Here is a 23,997-nt window from a genome sequence, read left to right as displayed (position 1 = left end):
GCCGTCGACGTCTCCTTCTTCCACTGCGCTCGCGGCTCCTCCCTCTCCTCCATCCCCATCGGCAGGCCCGTCGCCAACACCCGCCTCTACGTCCTCGACTCCCAGGGGCAACCCGCCCCCGTCGGTGTCCCGGGCGAGCTCTTCATCGGCGGTGTCCAGGTCGGCCTCGGCTACTGGCGCTCCCCTCACCTCACCGCAGAGCGCTTCATCCCCGATGCCTTCAGCGACTCTCCCGGCGCTCGCCTCTACCGCACCGGTGACCTCGCTCGTTGGCTCCCCGACGGCACCCTCGAGTACCTCGGCCGCTCCGACTTCCAGGTCAAGCTGCGTGGCTTCCGCATCGAGCTCGGTGAAGTCGAGAACGCGCTGCTCGCGCACCCGTCCGTGCGCGATGCCATCGTCACCGTGCGCGAAGACGTCGCGGGTGACGCACGCCTCGTCGCCTACGTCACAGGCGACGCGGAGTCGCTGACCCAGGCGCAGTTCCGGGCACACCTCGAACCTCGGCTGCCCGAGTACATGGTGCCCTCGGTCTTCATGCACCTGGCGGCCATGCCGCTGACGCCGAGTGGCAAGGCCGACCGCAAGGCACTCCCCGCGCCGGAGCGTCTCGCCACGGCCCGCGAGTACACCGCGCCCCGCACGCCGACGGAGCAGCTCCTCGCATCCCTCTTCGCCTCCGTGCTCCACGTCGAGCGCGTCGGCGTCACCGACAGCTTCTTCGAGCTGGGCGGACACTCGCTCCTCGCCACGCAGCTCGTGTCGCGGGTGCGTCAGTCATTCGGCGTCGAGCTGCCGGTGCGGGCGCTCTTCGAGGCCTCCACGGTGGCCCAGCTCGCGACGCGCATCGAGTCCGCGCGTCAGGAGCGTCACGGCCTCCAGCTCCCGCCCTTGGCGCCCGTGCCGCGCACGGGGGAGCTGCCACTCTCGTTCGCGCAGCAGCGGCTGTGGTTCCTCGACAAGCTCCAGCCGGACAGCCCGTTCTACAACATCCCCAGCGCGCTCCAGCTCGACGGAGCGCTGGACACCGAGGCCCTCACGCGCGCGCTCCGGGAGCTCGTGCATCGCCACGAGTCGCTGCGCACCAGCTTCCACACCCGCGAGGATGGCGAGCCCGTCCAGCGCATCCATCCGGACGCCACGCTGTCGGTCTCCGTGGTGGACCTGGGCCAGTTGCCCGAGCAGGCGCGCGAGGCCGAGGCCCAGAAGCTCGCGACGCTCGAGATCCAGAAGCCCTTCGACCTGACGCGCGCGCCGCTGGTGCGGGCCACGCTGCTGCGACTCTCCGAGCAGCGTCACGTGCTGCTCGTCACCGTGCACCACATCGTCTCGGACGGTTGGTCCAGCGGCATCTTCGGCCGCGAGGTCGGCGAGCTGTACGCCGCGTTCTCGCGTGGCCTGCCGTCGCCGCTCGCGCCGCTCTCGCTCCAGTACGCCGACTACGCCGCCTGGCAGCGAGGCTGGCTGCGTGGAGACGTCCTCGCCCAGCAGGTCGCCTGGTGGCGCGAGCACCTCTCGGGGGCGCCGCATGCCCTCGAGCTGCCCACGGACCGTCCTCGTCCGGCCGTGCAGTCGGCCCACGGCGCCAACCTGCCGGTGAGGCTCGGCGCGGAGCTCACCACCGCACTTCGCACCCTGTGCCAGCGCGAGGGCGTCACGCCCTTCATGGTGTTGTTGTCCGCCTTCAATGTCCTGCTCGCCCGCTACTCGGGTCAGGACGACATCGTCGTGGGCTCGCCCATCGCCAACCGGCAGCGGGCCGAGCTCGAGGGCATCATCGGCTTCTTCGTCAACACGCTCGCGCTCCGGACCCGGACGCGGATGGACATGACGTTCCGCGAGCTGCTCGCCCAGGTGCGAGAGTCCACGCTCGCCGCCTACGAGCACCAGGACGTCCCCTTCGAGAAGCTCGTCGAGGAGCTCCAGCCGCAGCGCGACCTCAGCCGCTCGCCGCTCTTCCAGGCCATGCTCGGTCTGCAGACGGCCCGCGCCGAGGGCGTCCCAGCCGGAGCCCCTCGCAGCCTCGAGGTCGACAGCGGAACTGCCAAGTTCGACCTCTCGCTGCTGCTGGTCGACACCGGCGACGACATCCACGGTCTGCTCGAGTTCAACACGGACCTGTTCGACCGGAGCACGGCCCAGCGCATGGGTGAGCACCTCACCCGACTGCTCGCCTCGGCGGTCTCCGACGCGAGCCAGTCGCTCGCCCGACTGCCGCTGCTGAGCACCCACGAGCGTCAGCAGCTCCTCACGGAGTGGAACGACACGGCGCACGCGCCGCACGTGCCCGTGGCCATCCACCACCCCGTGGAGGTCCAGGCCGCGCGGACGCCCGAGGCCATCGCGGTCTCGGACGGCACGACGGCGCTTACCTACGCCCAGCTCGACGCGCGGGCCAACCAGCTCGCGCACGTGCTGCGTCAGCATGGTGTCTTCGCGGGCGCCACGGTCGGCATCTGCCTGGAGAAGTCGCTCGACATGGCGGTGGCGGTCCTCGCCACGCTGAAGGCCGGAGCGGCCTACCTGCCGCTCGACCCGAACTACCCTGCGGAGCGCCTCGCTTTCATGCTGGAGGACTCGGGTACGCGCGTCGTCCTGTCGCACTCCAGCCTCCGGGATTCGCTCCCGGTCGCCGGCTCCGTGCGGAACCTCCTCCTCGATATCGAGGCCGAGGTCATCACCACGAAGCCCACGCACGCGCTCACGGTGACGCTGTCGCCCGATGCGCCCGCGTACGTCATCTACACGTCCGGCTCCACAGGCCGGCCCAAGGGTGTCGCGCTGCCGCATCGAGCGCTGAGCAACCTGTTCACGTGGCAGCTCCGCCAGTCGCGCAAGCCCCAGGCCACGACGCTCCAGTTCGCGTCGCTCAGCTTCGACGTGTCCTGCCAGGAGCTGTTCTCCACGTGGTGGGCGGGTGGAACGCTCGTGCTGCCCACGGGCGGGCTGCGCCAGGACGTGCCCGCGCTGCTCGACTTCCTCCAGGCGCAGGGCGTGGAGCGACTGTTCCTCCCGTTCGTCGCGCTCCAGGCCATCGCCGACGCCGTCGCGCACGGCGCCACGCTGCCCGTGTCCCTGCGCGAGGTCGTCACGGCCGGTGAGCAGCTCCAGGTCACTCCCGCGCTCGTGGCCCTCTTCGAGCGGCTGCCCGGGTGCGTGCTCGAGAACCAGTACGGCCCGTCCGAGACGCACGTCGTCTCCGCGCACCGACTCCAGGGTGCGCCCGCGTCCTGGCCGCGCCTGCCGTCCATCGGCGCGCCGCTGCCGCACACGCAGTTGTTCGTGCTGGATGCGATGGGACAGCCGACGCCCATCGGCGTGCCGGGCGAGCTCCACATCGGCGGCGAGCACCTGGCGCTCGGCTACCCGGGCCGTCCAGAGCTGACGGCCGAGAAGTTCGTCCCGCATCCGTTCAGCAAGGCTCCGGGCGCGCGGCTCTACCGCACCGGTGACTCCGCGCGCTGGAAGGCGGACGGCACCGTCGAGTTCCTGGGACGCCTGGACGGTCAGGTGAAGCTGCGAGGCTTCCGCGTCGAGCTGGGCGAGGTCGAGGCCTCGCTGCGTGCGCTCCCGGGAATCCGGGACGCGGCGGCCGTGGTGCGCGAGGACGTGCCCGGCGACAAGCGCCTGGTGGGCTACGTCGTTCCCACGGGGGAGTCCGGTGTCGCGCTGACTCCGGGCGCGCTGCGCTCGGCGCTGCTCGGACAGTTGCCCGAGTACATGGTGCCGTCCGTCTTCCTCACGCTGGACGCGCTCCCGCTGACGCCCAGCGGAAAGATTGCCCGGCGGCTGCTGCCGGCGCCCGACGCGGAGAGCCTGCGCGGAGACGCGACGTTCATCGCGCCCCGCACGCCCGCGGAAGAGAAGCTCGCGGAGCTGTTCGCCGCCGTGCTCAAGCTGCCGCGCGTGGGTGCCACCGACAGCTTCTTCGCGCTGGGTGGACACTCGCTGCTCGCCACGCAGGTCGTCTCGCGCATCCGGGCCGCGTTCAACGTGGAGCTCCCGCTGCGAGAGCTGTTCGAGGCGCCCACCGTCGCGGGCCTCGCCGAGCGCCTGGAGCAGTACGCCGCCGAGACGAAGGTGCCGCCGCTCGTCCCGGCGGACCGGAGCCGGCCGCTGCCGCTGTCCTTCGCGCAGCAGCGCCTTTGGTTCCTCGACAAGCTCCAGCCGGACAGCCCGACGTTCAACATGCCCATCGCGCTGCGGCTCGAGGGTGTGGTGGACGTCGAGGCCCTGCGACAGGCCATCACCGAGCTCGTGCGCCGTCACGAGGTGCTGCGCACCACGTTCCAGGAAGGCCCTGTCCAGGTCATCCACGCACCCGCACCGGTGCCGATGCCCGTCGAGGACCTGTCCTCGCTGACGGGTGAGGCTCGCGAGGCGGAGGTCCAGCGGCGCGTGCTCGCCGAGGCGAAGCGCCCGTTCGACCTGGGCCGCGGCCCCGTGCTGCGCGCGTCGCTGCTGCGGCTGGAGGCCACGCAGCACGTGCTGATGCTGACGCTGCATCACATCGCCACGGACGGCTGGTCCATGGGGCTGCTGGTGCGCGAGTCCACCGAGCTCTACGCGTCGTTCGTGACGGGCCAGCCCGCGCGGCTGCCCGAGCTGCCCATCCAGTACGCCGACTACGCGGCGTGGCAGCGTGAATGGCTGCAGGGTGACGCGCTCGAGGCCCAGCTCTCGTGGTGGCGGACGCACCTGTCCGGCGCGGCGCCGCAGCTGGACCTGCCCACCGACTTCCCCCGTCCCGTGGTGCAAGGATTCCAGGGCGCGATGGTGGGCCGAGTCCTGCCGCGCTCGCTGGTGGATTCACTCCAGGCGCTGTGCCGTGAAGAGGGCTCCACGCTGTTCATGGCGTTGCTCGCGGGCTTCCAGGTCGTGCTGTCGCGCTACTCGGGCCAGGAGGACTTCGTCCTCGGCACGGACATCGCGAACCGCAACCGCGCGGAGACCGAGGGCCTCATCGGCTTCTTCATCAATCAGCTCGCCCTGCGCGCGCGGCTGGGTGGAGACCCGTCGTTCCGCGAGCTGCTCTCACGCGTGAAGACGGACACGCTGGGCGCGTACGCGCACCAGGACCTGCCCTTCGAGGAGCTGGTCAAGGACCTCAACCCCGGTCGAGGCCTGGGCTTCGCTCCGCTCTTCCAGGTCAAGCTGGTGCTCCAGAACCAGCCGGACACGGAGCTGGAGGTCCCTGGCCTCACCTTCCGTCCGCTGGGCAGCGGCACGGGCACCGCGCGACTCGACCTCACGCTGTCCATCACCGAGTCCGCGCACGGCCTCTCCTGCTCGGCCGAGTACCGCACGGACCTGTTCACCGCGGAGACCATCGACGGCCTGATTCGCCACCTCGGCAATGTGCTGGAGGCCGCGACGACGAAGCCCTCGGCCCGAATCTCCACGCTCCCCCTCATGCGACAGGAGGAGCAGCAGCGCGTGCTGGTAGAGTGGAACGACTCCGCTCGCGACTTCCCGCGCGAGGCCACGGCGCATTCACTCTTCGAGGCCCAGGCTCGGCGTACGCCAGAGGCCGAGGCGCTTCGCTTCGAGGGCGAGTCCCTGACGTTCGCGCAGCTCGACTCGCGCGCCAATCAGCTCGCCCACCACCTGCGCTCGCTCGGCGTCAGGCCCGAGGTCCCCGTCGCGCTCTGCCTCGAGCGTTCGCTCGACCTCGTCGTCTCCATGCTCGCCATCCTCAAGGCTGGCGGCGCCTGGGTGCCTCTCGATCCGTCCTACCCCGTCGAGCGGCTGTCCTTCATCCTCCGAGACTGCTCCGCGCCCGTCCTCCTCACCACCGAGTCCCTGGCCGACGAGCTTCCCGTGTCGACGCAGCAGCTCGTCCTGCTCGACTCCGACTCTCGCTTCATCTCGCGGCAGCCGACGTCTGCACCTGACTCCGGCGCGGTGGCCGACAACCTCGCCTACGTCATCTACACCTCCGGCTCCACCGGCACTCCCAAGGGCACCCTCCTTCAGCACCGCGGCTTCTCCAACACCGCGCTCGCCGCGGGCCGCCGCCACGGCTTCTCTCCCGCCTCTCGCGTCCTCCAGTTCGCCTCCTTCAGCTTCGACGCCTCCGTCGCTGAAATCTTCGGCGCGCTCCTCGCCGGCTCCACCCTCGTCCTCGCTCCTCGCGAGCGCCTCATGCCAGGCGCTCCTCTTCGCGACCTGCTCCGCGACGAGTCCATCTCCGCCGTCACCCTCACCCCCTCCGTCCTCGCCCAGCTCCACCCCGAGGACTTCCCCTCTCTCTCCACCCTCATCTCCGCCGGCGAGGCCTGCCCTCCCGAGCTCGTCTCCCGCTGGGGCTCCCGCGTCCGCCTCCTCAACGCCTACGGCCCCACCGAAGTCACCGTCTGCGCCTCCATCTCCCAGCCCCTTCTCCCTGGCCAGACGCCCTCCATCGGCACCCCCTGGGACAACGTCCGTCTCTTCATCCTCGACGCCTCCCTGCGGCCTCTCCCCGTCGGCGTCCCCGGCCAGCTCTGCATCGACTCCGTCGGCCTCGCTCGTGGCTACCTCCACCGCGCGGACCTCACCGCTGAGCGCTTCGTCCCCAACCCCTTCTCCCTCGTCCCCGGCGCCCGCCTCTACCTCACCGGTGACAAGGCCCGCTGGCTCCCCAACGGCACCCTCGACTTCCTCGGCCGCCTCGACTCCCAGGTGAAGCTGCGCGGCTTCCGCATCGAGCTGGGCGAAGTCGAAGCCGCCCTCCTCCTCCACCCCTCCGTCTCCCAGGCCGTCGCCTCCATCCGCACCGAAGCCTCCGGCGACAAGCGCCTCGTCGCCTACGTCGTCGGTGAGGACGTCGACGTCTCCGTCCTTCGCGACTTCCTCAAGCTGCGCCTGCCCGAGCACATGGTGCCTTCCGCCATTGCACAGCTCGACGCACTCCCCCTCACTCCCAACGGCAAGGTCGACCGCGACGCACTGCCCTCGCCCGACGCGTCCATCGCCGCCCCCGTGCGCGAGTACGTCGCGCCGCGCACGCCCACGGAGATTCGCCTCGCCGCGCTCTGGGCGGAGCTGCTCCACGTCGAGCGCGTCGGCCTCACCGACGACTTCTTCGAGCTCGGTGGCCACTCCCTCCTCGCCACGCAATCGCTGTCTCGACTCCAGGCCACGTTCGGCATCGAGGTGCCGCTGCGTGAGCTGTTCGAGGCGCCCACGGTGGAGAAGCTCGCGGCGCGTGTGGAGGTGCTCGTCCAGGCCGGAGCAACCACTCCTCGCGCACCGGAGCTGACGCCTGTCGCGCGCACGGGCAACCTGCCGCTGTCCTTCGCCCAGCGTCGGCTGTGGTTCCTGGATCAGCTCGAGCCGGGCACCGCTCTCTACAACCTGCCCGCGGCCATCCGGCTGGAAGGCGCGGTCGAGGTCTCCGCGCTGGAGCAGGCCTTCGCCGCGCTCGTGCGACGCCACGAGGCGCTGCGCACCACGTTCCCCGCGAACGCGGATGGCAGTCCGCATCAGGCCATCGCGGAGGAAGCGACGCTGAACGTCGCCCTGGTGGACCTGTCCACGCTCCCCTCCGCGCAGCGTGAGGAAGAAGCCCGGCGACTCGCGCTCGCCGAGGCACGCAAGCCGTTCGACCTCGCCCGAGGTCCGCTGCTGCGCGTGACGCTCCTCCGTCTGGACGAGCGCCTGCATGTGCTGCTGCTGACGATGCACCACATCGTCTCCGACGGCTGGTCCACGGGTGTGCTCGTGCGCGAGGCCGCGGAGCTGTACAGCGCGGCTCGCGAGGGGCGCACGGCGTCCCTCCCGACGCTGCGCGTGCAGTACGCCGACCATGCGGCGTGGCAGCACCAGTGGCTCGGCGCCGGTGAGCTGGAGCGTCAGCTCACGTACTGGAAGACCCAGCTCGCGGGAGCCAACCACGTGCTGGCGCTCCCCACGGACCGTCCCGTGCCTCCGATGCAGACGCAGGCCGGCGCCACGCATCCCGTGCGGCTGTCCCCGGAGGTCTCCTCCGCCGTGGCGGCCCTGGGGCAGCAGCTCGGCGCCACGCCCTTCATGGTGGTCCTCGCCGCGTTCCAGGCGTTCCTGTACCGCGTCACGGGCCAGGATGACGTGCTCGTGGGTTCGCCGGTGGCGGGTCGCAATCGCCCGGAGACCGAGGGCCTCATCGGCGTGTTCATCAACACGCTCGTGCTGCGTGGCCAGATGTCCGGAGCCATGTCGTTCCGCGCGCTCGTCGAGCAGGCCCGCGAGGCCGCGCTCGGCGCCCTCACGCATCAGGACGTCCCGTTCGAGCACCTGGTGGAGGAGCTGCAGCCCGCGCGCAGCCTGAGCCACTCGCCGCTCTTCCAGGTGATGTTCGCGCTGCAGAACACGCCCGTGCCGTCGCTGACGCTGCCGGAGCTGTCGCTCACGCCGGCGGACGTGGACCCGGGCATCGCGAAGTACTCCCTGTCCCTGGCCCTCCAGGAGACGCCCGCGGGCCTCATGGGCGGCTTCGAGTACAACACGGACCTGTTCGACGCCCGGACGCTCGAGGCGATGACGGGTCAGTTCACCCGCCTGCTGGAGGCCGCGGTCTCCACGCCGGACGTCTCGCTCGCCGCGCTGCCGCTGCTCTCCGCCGAGGAGCGACACCAGCTCCTGGTGCAGTGGAACGACACGCGCTCCGACTTCCCGCGCGACAGCTCCGTCTTCACGTGGTTCCAGGCGCGCGCGGCGCGGTCGCCCGAGGCCGTGGCGCTCGAGTGGACCGGCGGGACGCTCACGTATCGGGAGCTGGAGCGGCGTGCCCTCGCGCTCGCGGAGCTGCTGCGTCAGCGGAACGTGGGCCCCGAGGTGCGCGTGGGTCTGTTCGCGCGCCGCTCGCCGGAGCTGGTCATCGGCGTACTGGGCGTGCTCGCGGCCGGAGGCGTGTGGGTCCCGCTGGATCCCTCCTCTCCGTCCGAGCGCCTCGGCATGATGCTGGAGGACACCACCCCCGCGGTGGTGCTGACCCAGCGCGCGCTGCGTACGGCGCTGCCGTCGACGCGCACGGTCCTCGTCCTCGAGGACCTGGTGGGGGCCGACGCGGTGGCGAGCAGCACGTTCACCGCACCGGGCCTCGCCTCCGAGAACGCGGCCTACGTCCTGTTCACGTCCGGCTCGACGGGTCGTCCCAAGGGCGTGGTGGTCCCGCACCGCGCGCTCGCGCGTCACACGGCCTGGTTCACGAAGAGCCTGGGACTGGGCCCGGCGGACCGCGTGCTCCAGAAGACGGCGCCCGGCTTCGACGCCGTGGTGCCGGAGCTGCTCTCCACGCTGGCCAGCGGCGCAACGCTGGTGCTGCCGCCGTCCTCAGCGGACCTGGACATGGACGCGCTCTTGTCCGTGCTCGCGAACCAGCGGGTGACGGTGCTCCAGCTCGTCCCGTCTCAGCTCCGCCTCCTGGTGGAGTCCGAGCGACTCGAGCGGGCCTCGGGTCTGCGAGTGCTCGTGTCGGGTGGTGAGGCGCTGTCCGCCGAGCTGGCGCGACGGGTGCGCACGCAGTGGCCCGGGACTGGGTTGGCCAACTGCTACGGCCCCACCGAGACGACCGTCGACGCCACGTCGTGGACGGTGAGCGGGGACATCCAGGGTGCCACCGCGCCCATCGGTGGTCCCATCGCGGACACGCAGGTGTACGTGCTGGATGCGCATGGCCAGCCCGTGCCCGTGGGAGTCACGGGTGAGCTGTTCATCGGAGGCGAGGGCGTGGCGCGGGGCTACATCGGCCAGGCCGCGATGACCGCCGAGCGCTTCGTGCCCGACGCGTTCTCTTCCGTCCCTGGAGCACGGCTGTACGCCACGGGCGATCAGGTCCGCTGGCGTCGAGACGGCGTGCTGGAGTTCCTCGGCCGCGCGGACGACCAGGTGAAGGTGCGCGGCTTCCGCATCGAGCTGGCGGAGATCGAGTCCGCCCTGCTCGCGCATCCCGAAGTGCGCGAGGCCGTGGTGCTCGTGCGCGAGGACCGTCCCGGCGACAGGCGCATCGTGGGCTACGTCGTGGCGCCCGCCTCGCTCGACACCGCCGCGCTGCGGACGTTCGTCGCACAGCGGCTGCCCGAGTACATGGTCCCGTCCTCTCTGCGGGTCCTCGATGCGCTGCCGCTCACGAGCAACGGCAAGGTGGACCGCAAGGCCCTGCCTGTTCCCGAGCAGACCGGGTCCGTCACGGACGACGCACAGGTCGCGCCAGGAACCCCCACCGAGGAGCTGCTCGCGGGCCTCTTCGCCCAGGTGCTGGGTGTGTCACGTGTCAGCACCACCGCGAGCTTCTTCGAGCTCGGTGGCCACTCGCTGCTCGCCACGCAGCTCGTCTCGCGCGTGCGCTCCGCCTTCCAGGTCGACCTGCCCCTGCGGGACCTCTTCGAGTCGCCGACGGTCCAGGCGCTCGCCCAGCGCATCGACACGGCGCTGAGCACGGGCGCGCGGCTCCAGCGTCCGCCGCTCACCGCGCTGCCTCGCGAGGGAGCTGCACCGAGGGCGTTCGTCCAATCCTTCGCCCAGCAGCGGCTGTGGTTCCTCGACCAGTTGGACCCGGGGAGCCCCGCGTACAACATGCCCATCGCGCTGCGGCTCGAGGGTGTCGTGGACACGCGGGCCCTGGAGCGGGCGTTCACGGAGATGGTGCGGCGTCACGAGTCGCTGCGCACCACGTTCCGAGCGGGTCCCGAGCAGGTCGTCCATGCACCGTCGCCGGTGACGGTGCCCGTGGTGGAGGTGTCCTCGCTCGACGAGGACCAGGTCCAGCGTTGGGTCGATGAGGAGGCGCGTCGTCCGTTCGACCTCGCGCGCGGTCCGCTCCTGCGCGCGAAGCTGCTGCGCCTGGGTGAGCAGCGCCACATCCTGCTCCTGACGATGCATCACATCGTCTCGGATGGCTGGTCCATGGGCGTGCTCGTGCGTGAGACGGCGGCACTCTACGCCGCGTTCCGCGCGGGCCAGCCTTCTCCGCTGCCCGAGCTGTCCATCCAGTACGCCGACTACGCGACCTGGCAGCGCGCGTGGCTGCAGGGCGAGGCGCTCGAGGCCCAGGTCTCGTGGTGGAAGGAGCACCTGGCCGGGGCACCTCCGCTGCTGGAGCTGCCCACGGACTTCCCGCGCCCGGCGCGTCAGGGCTTCGGTGGCGCCCTGGTGTCGCGCGTGCTGCCGCGCTCGCTCGTCGAGTCGCTCCAGGCACTGTGCCGTCGTGAGGGCTCCACGCTCTTCATGGCGCTGATGGCGGGCCTCCAGGCCGTCCTGTCCCGCTACTCGGGCCAGGAGGACTTCGTCGTGGGAACGGGTATCGCCAACCGTCACCAGGCCGAGACCGAGGACCTCATCGGCTTCTTCATCAACCAGCTCCCGCTACGCGCGCGACTGGGTGGCAATCCGTCCTTCCGCGAGCTGCTCTCGCGCGTGAGGAAGGACACGCTGGGCGCCTACGCGCACCAGGACCTGCCGTTCGAGGAAGTGGTCAAGGCCGTCAACCCGGAGCGCAACCCCGCGCACGCGCCGCTCTTCCAGGTGGCGCTGGTGCTCCAGAACCAGCCGGACTCGGAGCTGAAGCTCCCCGACCTCACCTTCCACCTGCAGCCCGCCAACACGGGCACGTCGCGGCTGGACCTCACGCTCTCCGCAGCGGAGACGGCACAGGGTCTGTCCTTCGGCGTCGAGTACCGCACGGACCTGTTCACCGCGGAGACCGTGGATGCGCTGATTCGCCACCTGGGGGTCCTGCTCGAGAAGGCCGTGGAGCGACCCGAGGCGCCTGTCGCCTCGCTGTCCCTGCTCACCGAGGCGGAGCAGCAGCGCGTGCTGGTGGAGTGGAACGACTCCGCCCGCGACTTCCCGCGCGAGGCCACCGCGCATTCGCTCTTCGAGGCCCAGGCTCGGCGTACGCCGGAGGCCGAGGCGCTTCGCTTCGAGGGCGAGTCCCTCACCTTCGCGCAGCTCGACTCGCGCGCCAATCAGCTCGCCCACCACCTGCGCTCGCTCGGTGTCAGGCCCGAGGTCCCTGTCGCGCTCTGCCTGGAGCGCTCGCTCGACCTCGTCGTCTCCATGCTCGCCATCCTCAAGGCTGGCGGCGCCTGGGTGCCTCTCGATCCGACGTATCCCGCCGAGCGACTGTCCTTCATCCTCCGAGATTGCTCCGCGCCCGTCCTCCTCACCACCGAGGCGCTCGCGAAGCAGCTTCCTGTCTCGACGCAGCGGCGTGTGCTGATCGACTCGGAGGCCGCGAAGATTGCGACCCAGTCGACGTCGGCACCTGACTCCGACGCGGTGGCCGACAACCTCGCCTACGTCATCTACACCTCCGGCTCCACCGGCACCCCCAAGGGCACCCTCCTTCAGCACCGCGGCTTCTCCAACACCGCGCTCGCCGCGGGCCGCCGCCACGGCTTCTCTCCCGCCTCTCGCGTCCTCCAGTTCGCCTCCTTCAGCTTCGACGCCTCCGTCGCTGAAATCTTCGGCGCGCTCCTCGCCGGCTCCACCCTCGTCCTCGCTCCTCGCGAGCGCCTCATGCCAGGCGCTCCTCTTCGCGACCTGCTCCGCGACGAGTCCATCTCCGCCGTCACCCTCACCCCCTCCGTCCTCGCCCAGCTCCACCCCGAGGACTTCCCCTCTCTCTCCACCCTCATCTCCGCCGGCGAGGCCTGCCCTCCCGAGCTCGTCTCCCGCTGGGGCTCCCGCGTCCGCCTCCTCAACGCCTACGGCCCCACCGAAGTCACCGTCTGCGCCTCCATCTCCCAGCCCCTTCTCCCTGGCCAGACGCCCTCCATCGGCACCCCCTGGGACAACGTCCGTCTCTTCATCCTCGACGCCTCCCTGCGGCCTCTCCCCGTCGGCGTCCCCGGCCAGCTCTGCATCGACTCCGTCGGCCTCGCTCGTGGCTACCTCCACCGCGCGGACCTCACCGCTGAGCGCTTCGTCCCCAACCCCTTCTCCCTCGTCCCCGGCGCCCGCCTCTACCTCACCGGTGACAAGGCCCGCTGGCTCCCCAACGGCACCCTCGACTTCCTCGGCCGCCTCGACTCCCAGGTGAAGCTGCGCGGCTTCCGCATCGAGCTGGGCGAAGTCGAAGCCGCCCTCCTCCTCCACCCCTCCGTCTCCCAGGCCGTCGCCTCCATCCGCACCGAAGCCTCCGGCGACAAGCGCCTCGTCGCCTACGTCGTCGGTGAGGACGTCGACGTCTCCGTCCTTCGCGACTTCCTCAAGCTGCGCCTGCCCGAGCACATGGTGCCTTCCGCCATTGCACAGCTCGACGCACTCCCCCTCACTCCCAACGGCAAGGTCGACCGCGACGCACTGCCCTCGCCCGACGCGTCCATCGCCGCCCCCGTGCGCGAGTACGTCGCGCCGCGCACTCCCACCGAGATTCGCCTCGCCGCGCTCTGGGCGGAGCTGCTCCACGTCGAGCACGTCGGCCTCACCGACGACTTCTTCGAGCTCGGTGGCCACTCCCTCCTCGCCACGCAGCTCGTCTCCCGCATCCGCGCGAGCTTCGGCGTGGAACTCGCGCTGAGAGACCTGTTCTCCGTGCCGACCATCGAAGCGCTCGCCCAGCGCGTCGACGAGGCCATCCTCGCGGGCAAGAGCGTCCAGCTCCCGCCGCTGGTCCCGGTGTCGCGTGAGAACGGACCGCTGCCGCTGTCGTTCGCGCAGCAGCGGCTCTGGTTCCTCGACCGCTTCCAGCCGGACAGCGCCTTCTACAACATCCCCTCCGCGCTCCGGCTCGACACGATGGTGGACCTCGACGCGCTCATCCGCGCGCTCCAGGAGCTGGTCCACCGTCACGAGGCGCTGCGCACCAGCTTCCACACCCGCGAGGACGGTGAGCCCTACCAGCACGTCCATCCGCGCGTGGAGCTCGCCGTCCCCGTCGTGGACCTGAGCCGCATGCCGGAGTCCGCGCGCGAGGCCGAGGCCCTGAAGCTGGCCACCGCCGAGGCGCAGAAGCCGTTCGACCTGACGCGCGTCCCGCTGCTGCGCACCACGCTGCTGAAGCTGGCCCCCGAACAGCACGTGCTGCTCGTCACGGTGCACCACATCGTCTCGGACGGTTGGTCCAGCGGCATCCTCTCGCGCGAGGTCGGCGCGCTGTACTCCGCCTTCAGCCAGGGTCTGCCTTCACCGCTGGCGCCCCTGCCGCTCCAGTACGCGGACTACGCGGCCTGGCAGCGCGGCTGGCTGCGTGACGAGACGCTCGCCGCCCAGGTGGGCTGGTGGAGCCAGAACCTCTCGGGCGTGCCCCACGCCCTGGAGCTGCCCACGGACCGGCCTCGACCTCCCGTGCAGACCTCGCACGGCGCCAGCTTCCCCGTGAAGCTCGGGGCCGAGCTGTCCGCCGCGCTCCACGCCCTGTGCAAGCAGGAGGGCATCACGCCGTTCATGGCGCTGCTCACCGGCCTGCACGTCCTGCTCGCCCGTTACTCGGGACAGGACGACATCGTCGTCGGCTCGCCCATCGCGAACCGCCGCCAGGCGGAGCTGGAGAACATCGTCGGCTTCTTCGTCAACACGCTGGCCCTGCGCGCGCGGCTCACATCCGGCATCACCTTCCGCGCCTTGCTGGCGCAGGTGAAGGAGACCACGCTCGGCGCCTACGCCCACCAGGACGTGCCCTTCGAGAAGCTGGTGGAGGAGCTGAAGCTGGAGCGCGACCTGAGCCGCTCGCCGCTGTTCCAGGTCATGCTCGCCCTCCAGAACACGCCTCGCGGCGAGCGTGTCACCCAGGCGCGCGGCGCCGATGCGCTCCGCTCGGTGGACGTCGACAGCGGGACGGCGAAGTACGACCTGTCGCTGCTGCTGGGTGACTCGGGCCAGGAGATCGAGGGCCTCGTCGAGTTCAACACCGACCTGTTCGACGCGAGCACCGCGCGGCGCATGGGCGCGCACTGGGTGCGGCTGCTCCAGTCCGCCGTCGAGAACCCGGACCAGTCGCCGTGGAGCCTGTCGCTCTTGAGCCGCGAGGAGGAGCGCCAGCTCCTCGTCGAGTGGAACGACACGTCGCGCGAGGCCCACACCGCCACGACGATGCACGGCCCGGTGGAGGCCCAGGTCGCGCGCACGCCGGACGCCATCGCCATCACGGATGGCCAGCGCTCGCTGACGTACGCAGTGCTCGACCAGCGCGCCAACCAGCTCGCGCATCACCTGGTCCAGCACGGCGTGACGCCTGGGAGCGCCGTGGGAATCTGCGTGGACAAGAGCCTGGACATGGCCATCGCCGTGCTCGCGACGCTCAAGGTCGGCGCGTACTACGTGGCGCTGGACCCCACGTACCCCGCGGACCGGCTCGCGTTCATGCTCGAGGACACGCGCGCTCCGGTGGTCCTCACGCAGTCGCACCTGGGCGGGAGCCTGCCGTCCAAGAGCCTGGCCCGCCGCATCGCGCTCGATACCGAAGCGGTGCTCATCGCGCGGCAGCCGACGGATGCCCTCGCGCGTGACGTGTCGCCCGAGGCGAACGCGTACGTCATCTACACGTCCGGAAGCACGGGCATCCCCAAGGGCATCGTCATGCCCCACCGGGCGCTCAGCTACATGTTGGCGTGGCAGATCCGCCAGTCGCCGCGTCCGCGGGCCACCACGCTCCAGTTCGCGTCGCTCAACTTCGACGTGTCCATCCAGGAGCTGTTCGCGTCCTGGTGGGTCGGCGCCCGGGTGGTGCTGCCCACGGACACGCTGCGACGGGACATCCCCGCGCTGCTCGACTTCATGGACCGCCAGGGCGTGGAGCGGCTGTTCCTGCCGTTCGTCGCCCTGCAGGCCATGGCCGACTCCGTGGCCCACGGCGCCACGCTGCCGCGCGCGCTGTGCGAGGTCATCACGGCCGGCGAGCAGCTCCAGGTGAACGCCACCCTCGCCGCGATGTTCGAGAAGCTGCCGGGCTGCACGCTCGAGAACCAGTACGGCCCGTCGGAGGCGCACGTCGTCTCCGCGTACCGGATGCGCGGCCCGCCGGCCTCGTGGCCCCGGCTGCCTCCCGTCGGCAGCCCGCTGGGTCACACGCAGCTCTACATCCTCGACCCGCTCGGTCAGCCCGCGCCCATCGGCGTCGCCGGTGAGGTCTTCGTCGGCGGCAGCCACCTGGCCCACGGCTACCTGGCCCGGCCGGACATCACCGCCGCCGCCTTCGTGCCGAACCCGTTCAGCGGCATCCCCGGCGACCGGCTCTACCGCACCGGTGACTCCGCGCGGTGGACGGCGGACGGCAACCTGGAGTTCCTCGGCCGCATCGACTTCCAGGTGAAGGTGCGCGGCTTCCGCGTGGAGCTGGGCGAGGTCGAGTCCGTCCTGCGCACCGCTCCGGGTGTTCGCGACGCGGCCGCCGCCGTGCGCGAGGACGTGCCGGGCGACAAGCGACTCGTGGCCTACGTCGTCCCCGTCCCCGCGGACGAGGCCCCTGCCTCCGCGACGACGGCGGAGACGCTCCGGACGTTCCTGCTCAAGCGCCTGCCCGAGTACATGGTGCCCTCCGCGTTCGTCACGCTGGAGGCCCTGCCGCTGACGCCCAGCGGGAAGCTGGCCCGCAAGCTCCTGCCCGCGCCGGACGCGGAGAGCCTGCGCACGGACGCGTCCTTCGTCGCCCCGCGCACGCCGGTGGAGGAGAAGCTGGCGCAGCTGTTCGCGACGGTGCTGAAGCTGGCGCGCGTCAGCATCACGGAGAACTTCTTCGAGCTGGGTGGCCACTCCCTGCTGGCCACGCAGGTCACCTCGCGCATCCGCTCCACCTTCGCGGTGGAGTTGCCCGTGCGCGAGCTGTTCGAGGCGCCCACCGTGGCCGCGCTGGCCCAGCGCGTGGACACCGCCCTGCGCACCGGCGCGACGACGGCCGCTCCGCCCATCCAGCGCGTGGCTCGCGACGGCAAGCTGCCCCTGTCCTTCTCGCAGCAGCGCGTGTGGTTCCTGGATCAGCTGGAGCCGGGCAGCCCCGCGTTCAACATCCCCGCCGCGCTGGTGCTCTCCGGAGCGCTCGACGTGGAGGTGCTGCGCCGGACGCTCGAGGCCGTCGTGCACCGTCACGAGGCCCTGCGCACCACGTTCCGCGCGGAGTCGGACGGCCCCGAGCAGGTCATCCACGCGCCCGCGCCGTTCGTGCTGCCGCTGACCGACCTGCGCGCCCTGGCACCCGAGCAGCGTGAGGCCGAGGCCCGCCGCCGCGCGGGCGAGCATGCGCTCCAGTCGTTCGACCTGAGCACCGGGCCGCTGCTTCGCGCCGAGCTGTTGGTGCTCGCGGAGCGTGAGCACCTGCTGCTGCTCAACCTGCATCACATCGTGTCGGACGGCTGGTCCATCAGCGTCATCGTGCGCGAGATGTCCACGCTGTACGGCGACCTCCAGGCCGGCCGGACGCCGAGCCTCCCCGAGCTCCCGCTCCAGTACGCGGACTTCGCCGCGTGGCAGCGCGGGTGGCTGGAGGGCGCGGAGCTGGACCGCCAGCTCGCGTGGTGGCAGCGGCAGTTGGACGGCGCGCCACAGGACCTGGAGCTGCCCACCGACAGGCCGCGCACGCACCTGTCGCGGCCTCGGGGTGGCGTGGTGTCCCTGGCCATTGCGCCCGCGAAGGCGGAGGCCATCGAGGCCTTCTGCCACCGCGAGGGCCTGACGCCGTTCATGTTCTTCCTGGGTGCGTTCCAGCTCCTGCTGTCGCGCTACTCGGGCCAGGACGACATCTCCGTCGGCTCGCCCGTGGCGGGACGCAACCGCGCGGAGCTGGAGGGCCTGGTCGGCTTCTTCCTCAACACGCTCGTCCTGCGCACGAAGCTGGACGGTGACCCGACGGTGCGCGAGCTGCTGGCCCGCGTGCGCGAGACGGCGCTCGGGGCCTATGCGCACCAGCACCTGCCCTTCGAGCAGCTCCAGCCGCTGCGTGACCTGCAGCAGTCACCGCTGTTCCGGGTGATGTTCATCCTCCAGAACACCCCGGACGCGGACGTGTCCCTGCCCGGCCTGGAGCTGCGTCCCGGCCCCGACGAGGGCCATGTCGCCAAGTTCGACATGACGCTCTCGCTGGGTCGAAACAGCGCGGGCTTCACGGGTGAGCTCGACTACCAGGTGGACCTGTACGACGCGTCGACCATCGAGCGGATGACGCGGCACTTCCTCGCGCTCGTGGACGTGCTGGTCGCCTCGCCGGAGCGCCGCCTGTCCACGGTGACGCTGCTCTCCGACGAGGAGCGCTCGCGTCAGCTCGTGGCCTGGAACGACACGCGCGCGGACTTCCCGGACACGTGCGTGCACAGCCTCTTCGAGGCCCAGGTCCGCCGCGCCCCCGACGCGCTCGCGGCCAGCTTCGAGGGCTCGCGGCTCACGTACGCCCAGCTCGACGCGCGCGCCAACCAGCTCGCCCACGCGCTGCGCCGCCGCGGCGTCGGCCCCGAGGTGCGGGTCGCCCTGAGCGTGGAGCGTTCGCTGGACGTCGTCGTCGGCCTGCTCGGAATCCTCAAGGCCGGTGGCGCGTGGGTGCCGGTGGATCCGCTGCTCCCGCGTGAGAGACTGGCCTTCCTGCTGGACGACAGCGGCGCGGCGATGCTGCTCACCCAGGCGCCCCTGCTGGAGCGCTACCCCGAGGCCCACCGCGCCCGCGCGCTGTGCCTGGACACGGAGCTGGAGGCGCTGTCGCGCGAGAGCACCGAGGCGCCCGTCACCGGTGTGCACTCGGGCAACCTGGCCTACGTGCTCTACACGTCCGGAAGCACGGGCCAGCCCAAGGGCACGGCGGTGGAGCACCGCTCCGTGGCCAACCTCGTCACCCACGAGGCCCGGGCCTACGGCATCGGCCCCGGCGAGCGCGTGCTCCAGTTCGCGAACCTCTCCTTCGACCTGTCCGTCGAGGAGATCTTCACCACGCTGACCTCCGGCGCCGCCCTGGTGCTCGCGCCGCTGGAGAAGGTGATGCCGGGCGCGCCCCTGCACACGCTGCTGCGTGACGAGGCGCTCACGGTCATCAGCCTCACGCCCGCGGCCCTGGCGGCCACGCCCGCGGAGGGGCTGCCCTCGCTCAAGACGGTCATCTCCGGCGGCGAGGCGCTGCCCTCGGACGTCGTCGCGCGCTGGGCGCCGGGTCGACGGTTCCTCAACACGTATGGTCCGACGGAGGCCACGGTGGTGGCCACGCTCGCGGAGGTCGTGGCGGAGGAAGGCCGCGTGCCCTCCATCGGACGTCCGCTGGCCAACGTGCGCGTCCACGTGCTGGATGCGCGCGGAGAGCTGGTGCCCGTGGGCGTCAAGGGTGAGCTGTACCTGGGCGGCGTCGGCGTGGGCCGGGGCTACGTGGGCCGTGCGTCGCTCACCGCCGAGCGGTTCATCCCGGATTCGTTCTCCGGAGTGCCGGGCGAGAGGCTGTACCGCACGGGCGACGTGGTGCGCTGGCGCGAGGATGGTTCGCTGGAGTTCGTGGGCCGCGTGGACGCGCAGGTGAAGGTGCGCGGCTTCCGCATCGAGCTGGGTGAGGTCGAGGCCGCGCTGGCCCGGCACCCCGCCGTGCGCGAGGCCGTGGTCATCGCTCGCGAGGACGGCCCCGGCGGCAAGCGACTGGTCGGCTACGCGGTGGCGCGCGAGGGCGTGCCCACCGACGGCGCGACGCTGCGTGCGGCGCTGAAGGACGTGCTGCCCGAGTACATGGTGCCCGCCGCAGTGCTGGTGCTGGACGCGCTGCCGCTGACGGCGAACGGCAAGGTGGACCGCAAGGCCCTGCCCGCGCCCGACATGAGCACGGTCAGCGGACGCCCGGACTTCGTCGGTCCCCGCACGCCCACCGAGGCGCGGCTGGGTGCCATCTGGTGCGCGGTGCTCGAGGTGGAGCGCGTGGGCATCCACGACAACTTCTTCGAGCTGGGTGGCCACTCGCTGATGGCGACGCAGGCCATCAGCCGCATGCGCGCGGTGTTCGGCGTCGAGCTGCCCCTGAGGGACCTGTTCGACACGCCGACGCTGGAGGCGCTGGCCCAGCGCGTGGACCTGGCGGTGCAGCAGGGTCAGGGCCTGGAGATTCCGGCCCTCGTCCCGGTGCCGCGCACGGGCCACCAGCCGGTGTCCTTCGCGCAGCAGCGCCTGTGGTTCCTGGACCAGTTGGAGCCGAACAGCGCCTTCTACAACATCCCCGCCACCGTGCGGCTGGAGGGCGCGCTGGACGTCGACGCGATGGGCCGGGCCATCAACGAGCTCTTGCGTCGCCACGAGTCGCTGCGCACGTCCATCCAGAACAACGGCGGCCAGCCCATCCAGGTCGTCCATCCGCATGAGCCGACGCGCCTGGATGTGTTGGACCTGAGCGCGCTGGAGCCCACGGCGCGCGAGGCCGAGGCGCGCCGCGCGGCCATCGAGGAGACGCAGAAGCCGTTCAACCTGGCGGACCGCTCGCTGTTGCGCGTGCGCCTGTTGAAGCTGGGCGCCGAGGACCATGTGCTGCTGATGTCCATGCACCACATCGTCTCGGACGGTTGGTCCATGGGCCTGCTCGTCAACGAGCTGGCCTCCGCGTACGCGTCGTTCTCGAAGGGCCTGCCGCTCACGCTGCCGGAGCTGCCGCTGCAGTACGTGGACTACTCCGCGTGGCAGCGCGGCTGGCTCAAGGGCGACGTCCTCGACAAGCAGGTCGCCTGGTGGAGCAAGCACCTGGCGGGCGCGCCTCCCGCGCTGGAGCTGCCGTCGGACTTCCCCCGGCCTCCGGTGAGCACCTTCCGCGGCGACATGGTGGGCTTCACCATGCCTCGCGAGCTGCAGGACGCGGTGCAGACCCTGGCCCGACGTGAAGGCGCCACGACGTTCATGGTGCTGCTCGCCGCGTTCCAGACGATGCTCGCGCGCTACTCCGGCCAGGACGACATCAGCATCGGCTCGCCCATCGCCGGCCGCCGTCACTCGGACCTGGAGAAGCTCATCGGCTTCTTCGCGAACACGCTCGTGCTGCGCACGCAGCTGTCGGAGCACCTCACCTTCCGCGAGCTGCTCGGCCGGGTGCGCGAGACGACGCTGGACGCGTACGCGCACCAGGACGTGCCCTTCGAGAAGCTGGTGGAGGAGCTCCAGCCCGAGCGCAGCCTGAACCGCACGCCGCTGTTCCAGGTGCTGTTCGTGCTGCAGAACGTCTACAAGGAGAACTACGACACCGGCGACCTGCGGATGTCGCCGATGGAGGCCACCAGCGGCACGTCCAAGTTCGACCTGACGCTCTCCGTGTTCGAGTCGTCGCACGGCCTCACCGGCTACCTGGAGTACAGCTCCGACCTCTTCACGCGGCAGACGGCCGAGCGAATGGTGGGCGCGCTCCAGCGCCTGCTCGAGGGGGCCGTCACCCAGCCGGACCAGACGCTGGGTCGACTGCCGCTGCTCTCCGAGGCGGAGCGCCGGCAGGTGGTGGAGGACTTCAACGCCGCCGTGGATCCGACGTACGTGCCGGGGCTGATGCACCAGTGGGTGGAGGCCCAGGTCGCCCGCACGCCGGAGCGCGTGGCGGTGACGGACGGCACGCAGTCGCTCACCTATGCCCAGCTCGATGCGCGCGCCAACCAGCTCGCGCACCACCTGCGGGCGCTCGGAGTGAGCGTCAACAGCACGGTGGGCCTGTGCCTGGAGCGCGCGAGCCTGGACATGCCCGTCGCGGTGCTGGCCACGCTCAAGGCGGGCGCGGCCTTCCTGCCATTGGACCCCAGCTACCCCGCGGACCGACTGGCGTTGATGCTCGAGGACACCGGCGCGCCCGTCGTCCTGGCGCACTCAGCCCTGGTCTCCGCGCTGCCGCCGGGGCTGACGGCGCGCATCGTCCGCATCGAGGAGGAGACGGCCGTCCAGTCGCGCCCGACACACCGGCCCGACGTGGACATGTCGCCGGAGACGAACTGCTACTTCGTCTACACCTCCGGCAGCACCGGCCGCCCCAAGGGCATCGTCATGTCCCACCGCGCGGTGGGCAACATGCTGTGGTGGCTGATGAAGCGCGCGGTGAAGCCGGACGCCACCACGCTCCAGTTCGCCTCGCTCAACTTCGACGTGTCGTTCCAGGAGCTCTTCGGCACCTGGTGCCTGGGTGGCAAGGTGCTGCTCATCAACGGCTCGCTGCGACAGGACCCGCCCGCCATGCTGCGCTACATGCGCGAGCACCGCGTGGAGCGGCTGTTCCTGCCCTTCGTCGCCCTCCAGGCGATGTGCGACGCGGCCCTCACGGAGAAGGAGCTGCCCCCGCTGGGTGAAATCGTCACCGCCGGCGAGCAGCTCCAGGTGACGCCCGCGCTGCTCGCGTTCTTCGACCGGCTGCCCGAGTGCACGCTGGAGAACCAGTACGGCCCCTCGGAGGCCCACGTCGTCACGGCGTGGCGCGCGCCGAAGGACCGCAAGCAGTGGCCCGCGCTGCCGCCGGTGGGCTCGCCGCTCACCAACATGCAGATCTACGTGTTGGACCCGCACGGCGCGCCCTGCCCCATCGGCGTCGCGGGCGAGGTCTACGTGGGCGGCGCCAACGTGGCGCACGGCTACCACGGCCGCCCGGACCTGACGGCGGACCGCTTCCTGCCGCACTTCATGGGCGGCAAGTCCGGCGCCCGGCTGTACCGCACGGGAGACAAGGCCCGGTGGCTCGCGGACGGCAACCTGGAGTTCCTGGGCCGCCTGGACAGCCAGGTGAAGCTGCGTGGCTTCCGCATCGAGCTGGGTGAGGTGGAGGTGGCCCTGCGCGCCCTGCCCCACGTGCGCGACGCGGTGGCCATCGTCCGCGAGGACGTGCCGGGAGACCGGCGCCTCGTCGGCTACGTGGTGCTGCCGCCCGACGCGCCGTGGAGCACCGAGGAGGCGCGGCAGGTGCTGCGCGAGAAGGTGCCCGAGTACATGGTGCCCTCCATCTTCGTGCGGCTGGAGTCCCTGCCGCTGATGCCCACCGGCAAGGTGGCCCGAGGTGGGCTGCCGCAGCCGGACGAGGAGAGCCTGCGCGGCACCACGCCGTTCGCCGCGCCCCGCACGCCGCTGGAGGAGCTGCTCGCCAACGCGTTCGCGGAGGTGCTGCGCACGCCCCGCGTGAGCGTCACCGACAACTTCTTCTCGCTGGGTGGACACTCGCTGCTCGCGACCCAGGTCGTCTCCCGCGTGCGCGTGGCCCTGGGCGTGGAGCTGCCGCTGCGCGCCCTCTTCGAGGCTCCCACCGTGGAGTCGCTGGCGCTGCTGCTGCAACGCGCCCAGGCGCAGGAGGCGCGGCCCAAGGCGCGTCCCGCGACGCCCGCCTGGTCTCCGCTCGTCACGCTGCGCGCGGGCGCCGACCACCGCCGCGTGCTGCACGTCATCCATGACCTGGATGGCCGCGTGGAGCGCTACGCCGAGCTGGCCCGCCACGCCCCCGAGGGCTGGAGCGTCGTCGGCATCCAGGCCCGCGGCCTGGAGGAAGGCCGCGCGCCGCTCGAGTCCGTGGAGGCCATGGCCACGCTCTACGTGGAGGCGCTGCGCGGCGCGACGCCCCAGGGCCCCTATCGCCTGGCGGGCCCGGGCCTGGGTGGCCTCATCGCCTGGGAGATGGCGCAGCAGCTCCAGCGCGAGGGGCACGCCGTGGAGCTGCTCCTCGTCGAGCCGCTGCCCGCAGAGCCGGAGGCATCCACGGCCGCGACCACCGCGGGAGCCCAGGCCGCGCTCTTCGCCCGGGCCCTGGCCACGCAGGCGGGCATCGACGCGCCGGTGTTCCCCGCCGCGCTCACGTCCGGCAAGGACGCCGAGCCGCTGCTCACCCTCATGCACGAGCAGGGCGCGAAGACGGGCCTGTTGCCCGAGGACCTGTCGCTCGGGGAGCTGCGCACGCGCTTCAAGGTCTTCGCCAGCCACCTGCGCGCCGCGCGCCGCTACCTGCCCGAGCCCTACGAGGGCCCGGTGCACCTCCTGCGCGCCGCGGACGCCCCCGAGCGTGACGAGGATGAGCTCGATGGCGGCTGGGGCGAGCTGGCCGAGGGTGGCCTGACGATGTTGGAAACATCCGGTGACGCCGTCGCGCTGCTGCACGCGCCGGCCGTCACCGAGTGGGTGAAGCGGTGGGTGGACCTGGGAGGTTCCGGGGAATGA

Annotated in this window: 1 protein-coding gene; it reads left to right on the top strand. The window is 71.4% G+C overall.

All coding sequences use genetic code 11. The annotated features are described in order from the left end of the window. Positions 1 to 51 precede the first annotated feature (51 nt). Entirely contained in the window at positions 52 to 23,997 is a 23,946-nt protein-coding gene (locus K8640_RS38170; RefSeq protein WP_370640438.1) for a non-ribosomal peptide synthase/polyketide synthase, read from the top strand.

The sequence above is a fragment of the Myxococcus sp. XM-1-1-1 genome (genome assembly GCF_020037095.1).
Classification (GTDB): Bacteria; Myxococcota; Myxococcia; order Myxococcales; family Myxococcaceae; genus Myxococcus; species Myxococcus fulvus.
Note: the sequence above shows the minus strand (reverse complement) of the source record. Positions and strands in the feature narration are given on the sequence as shown.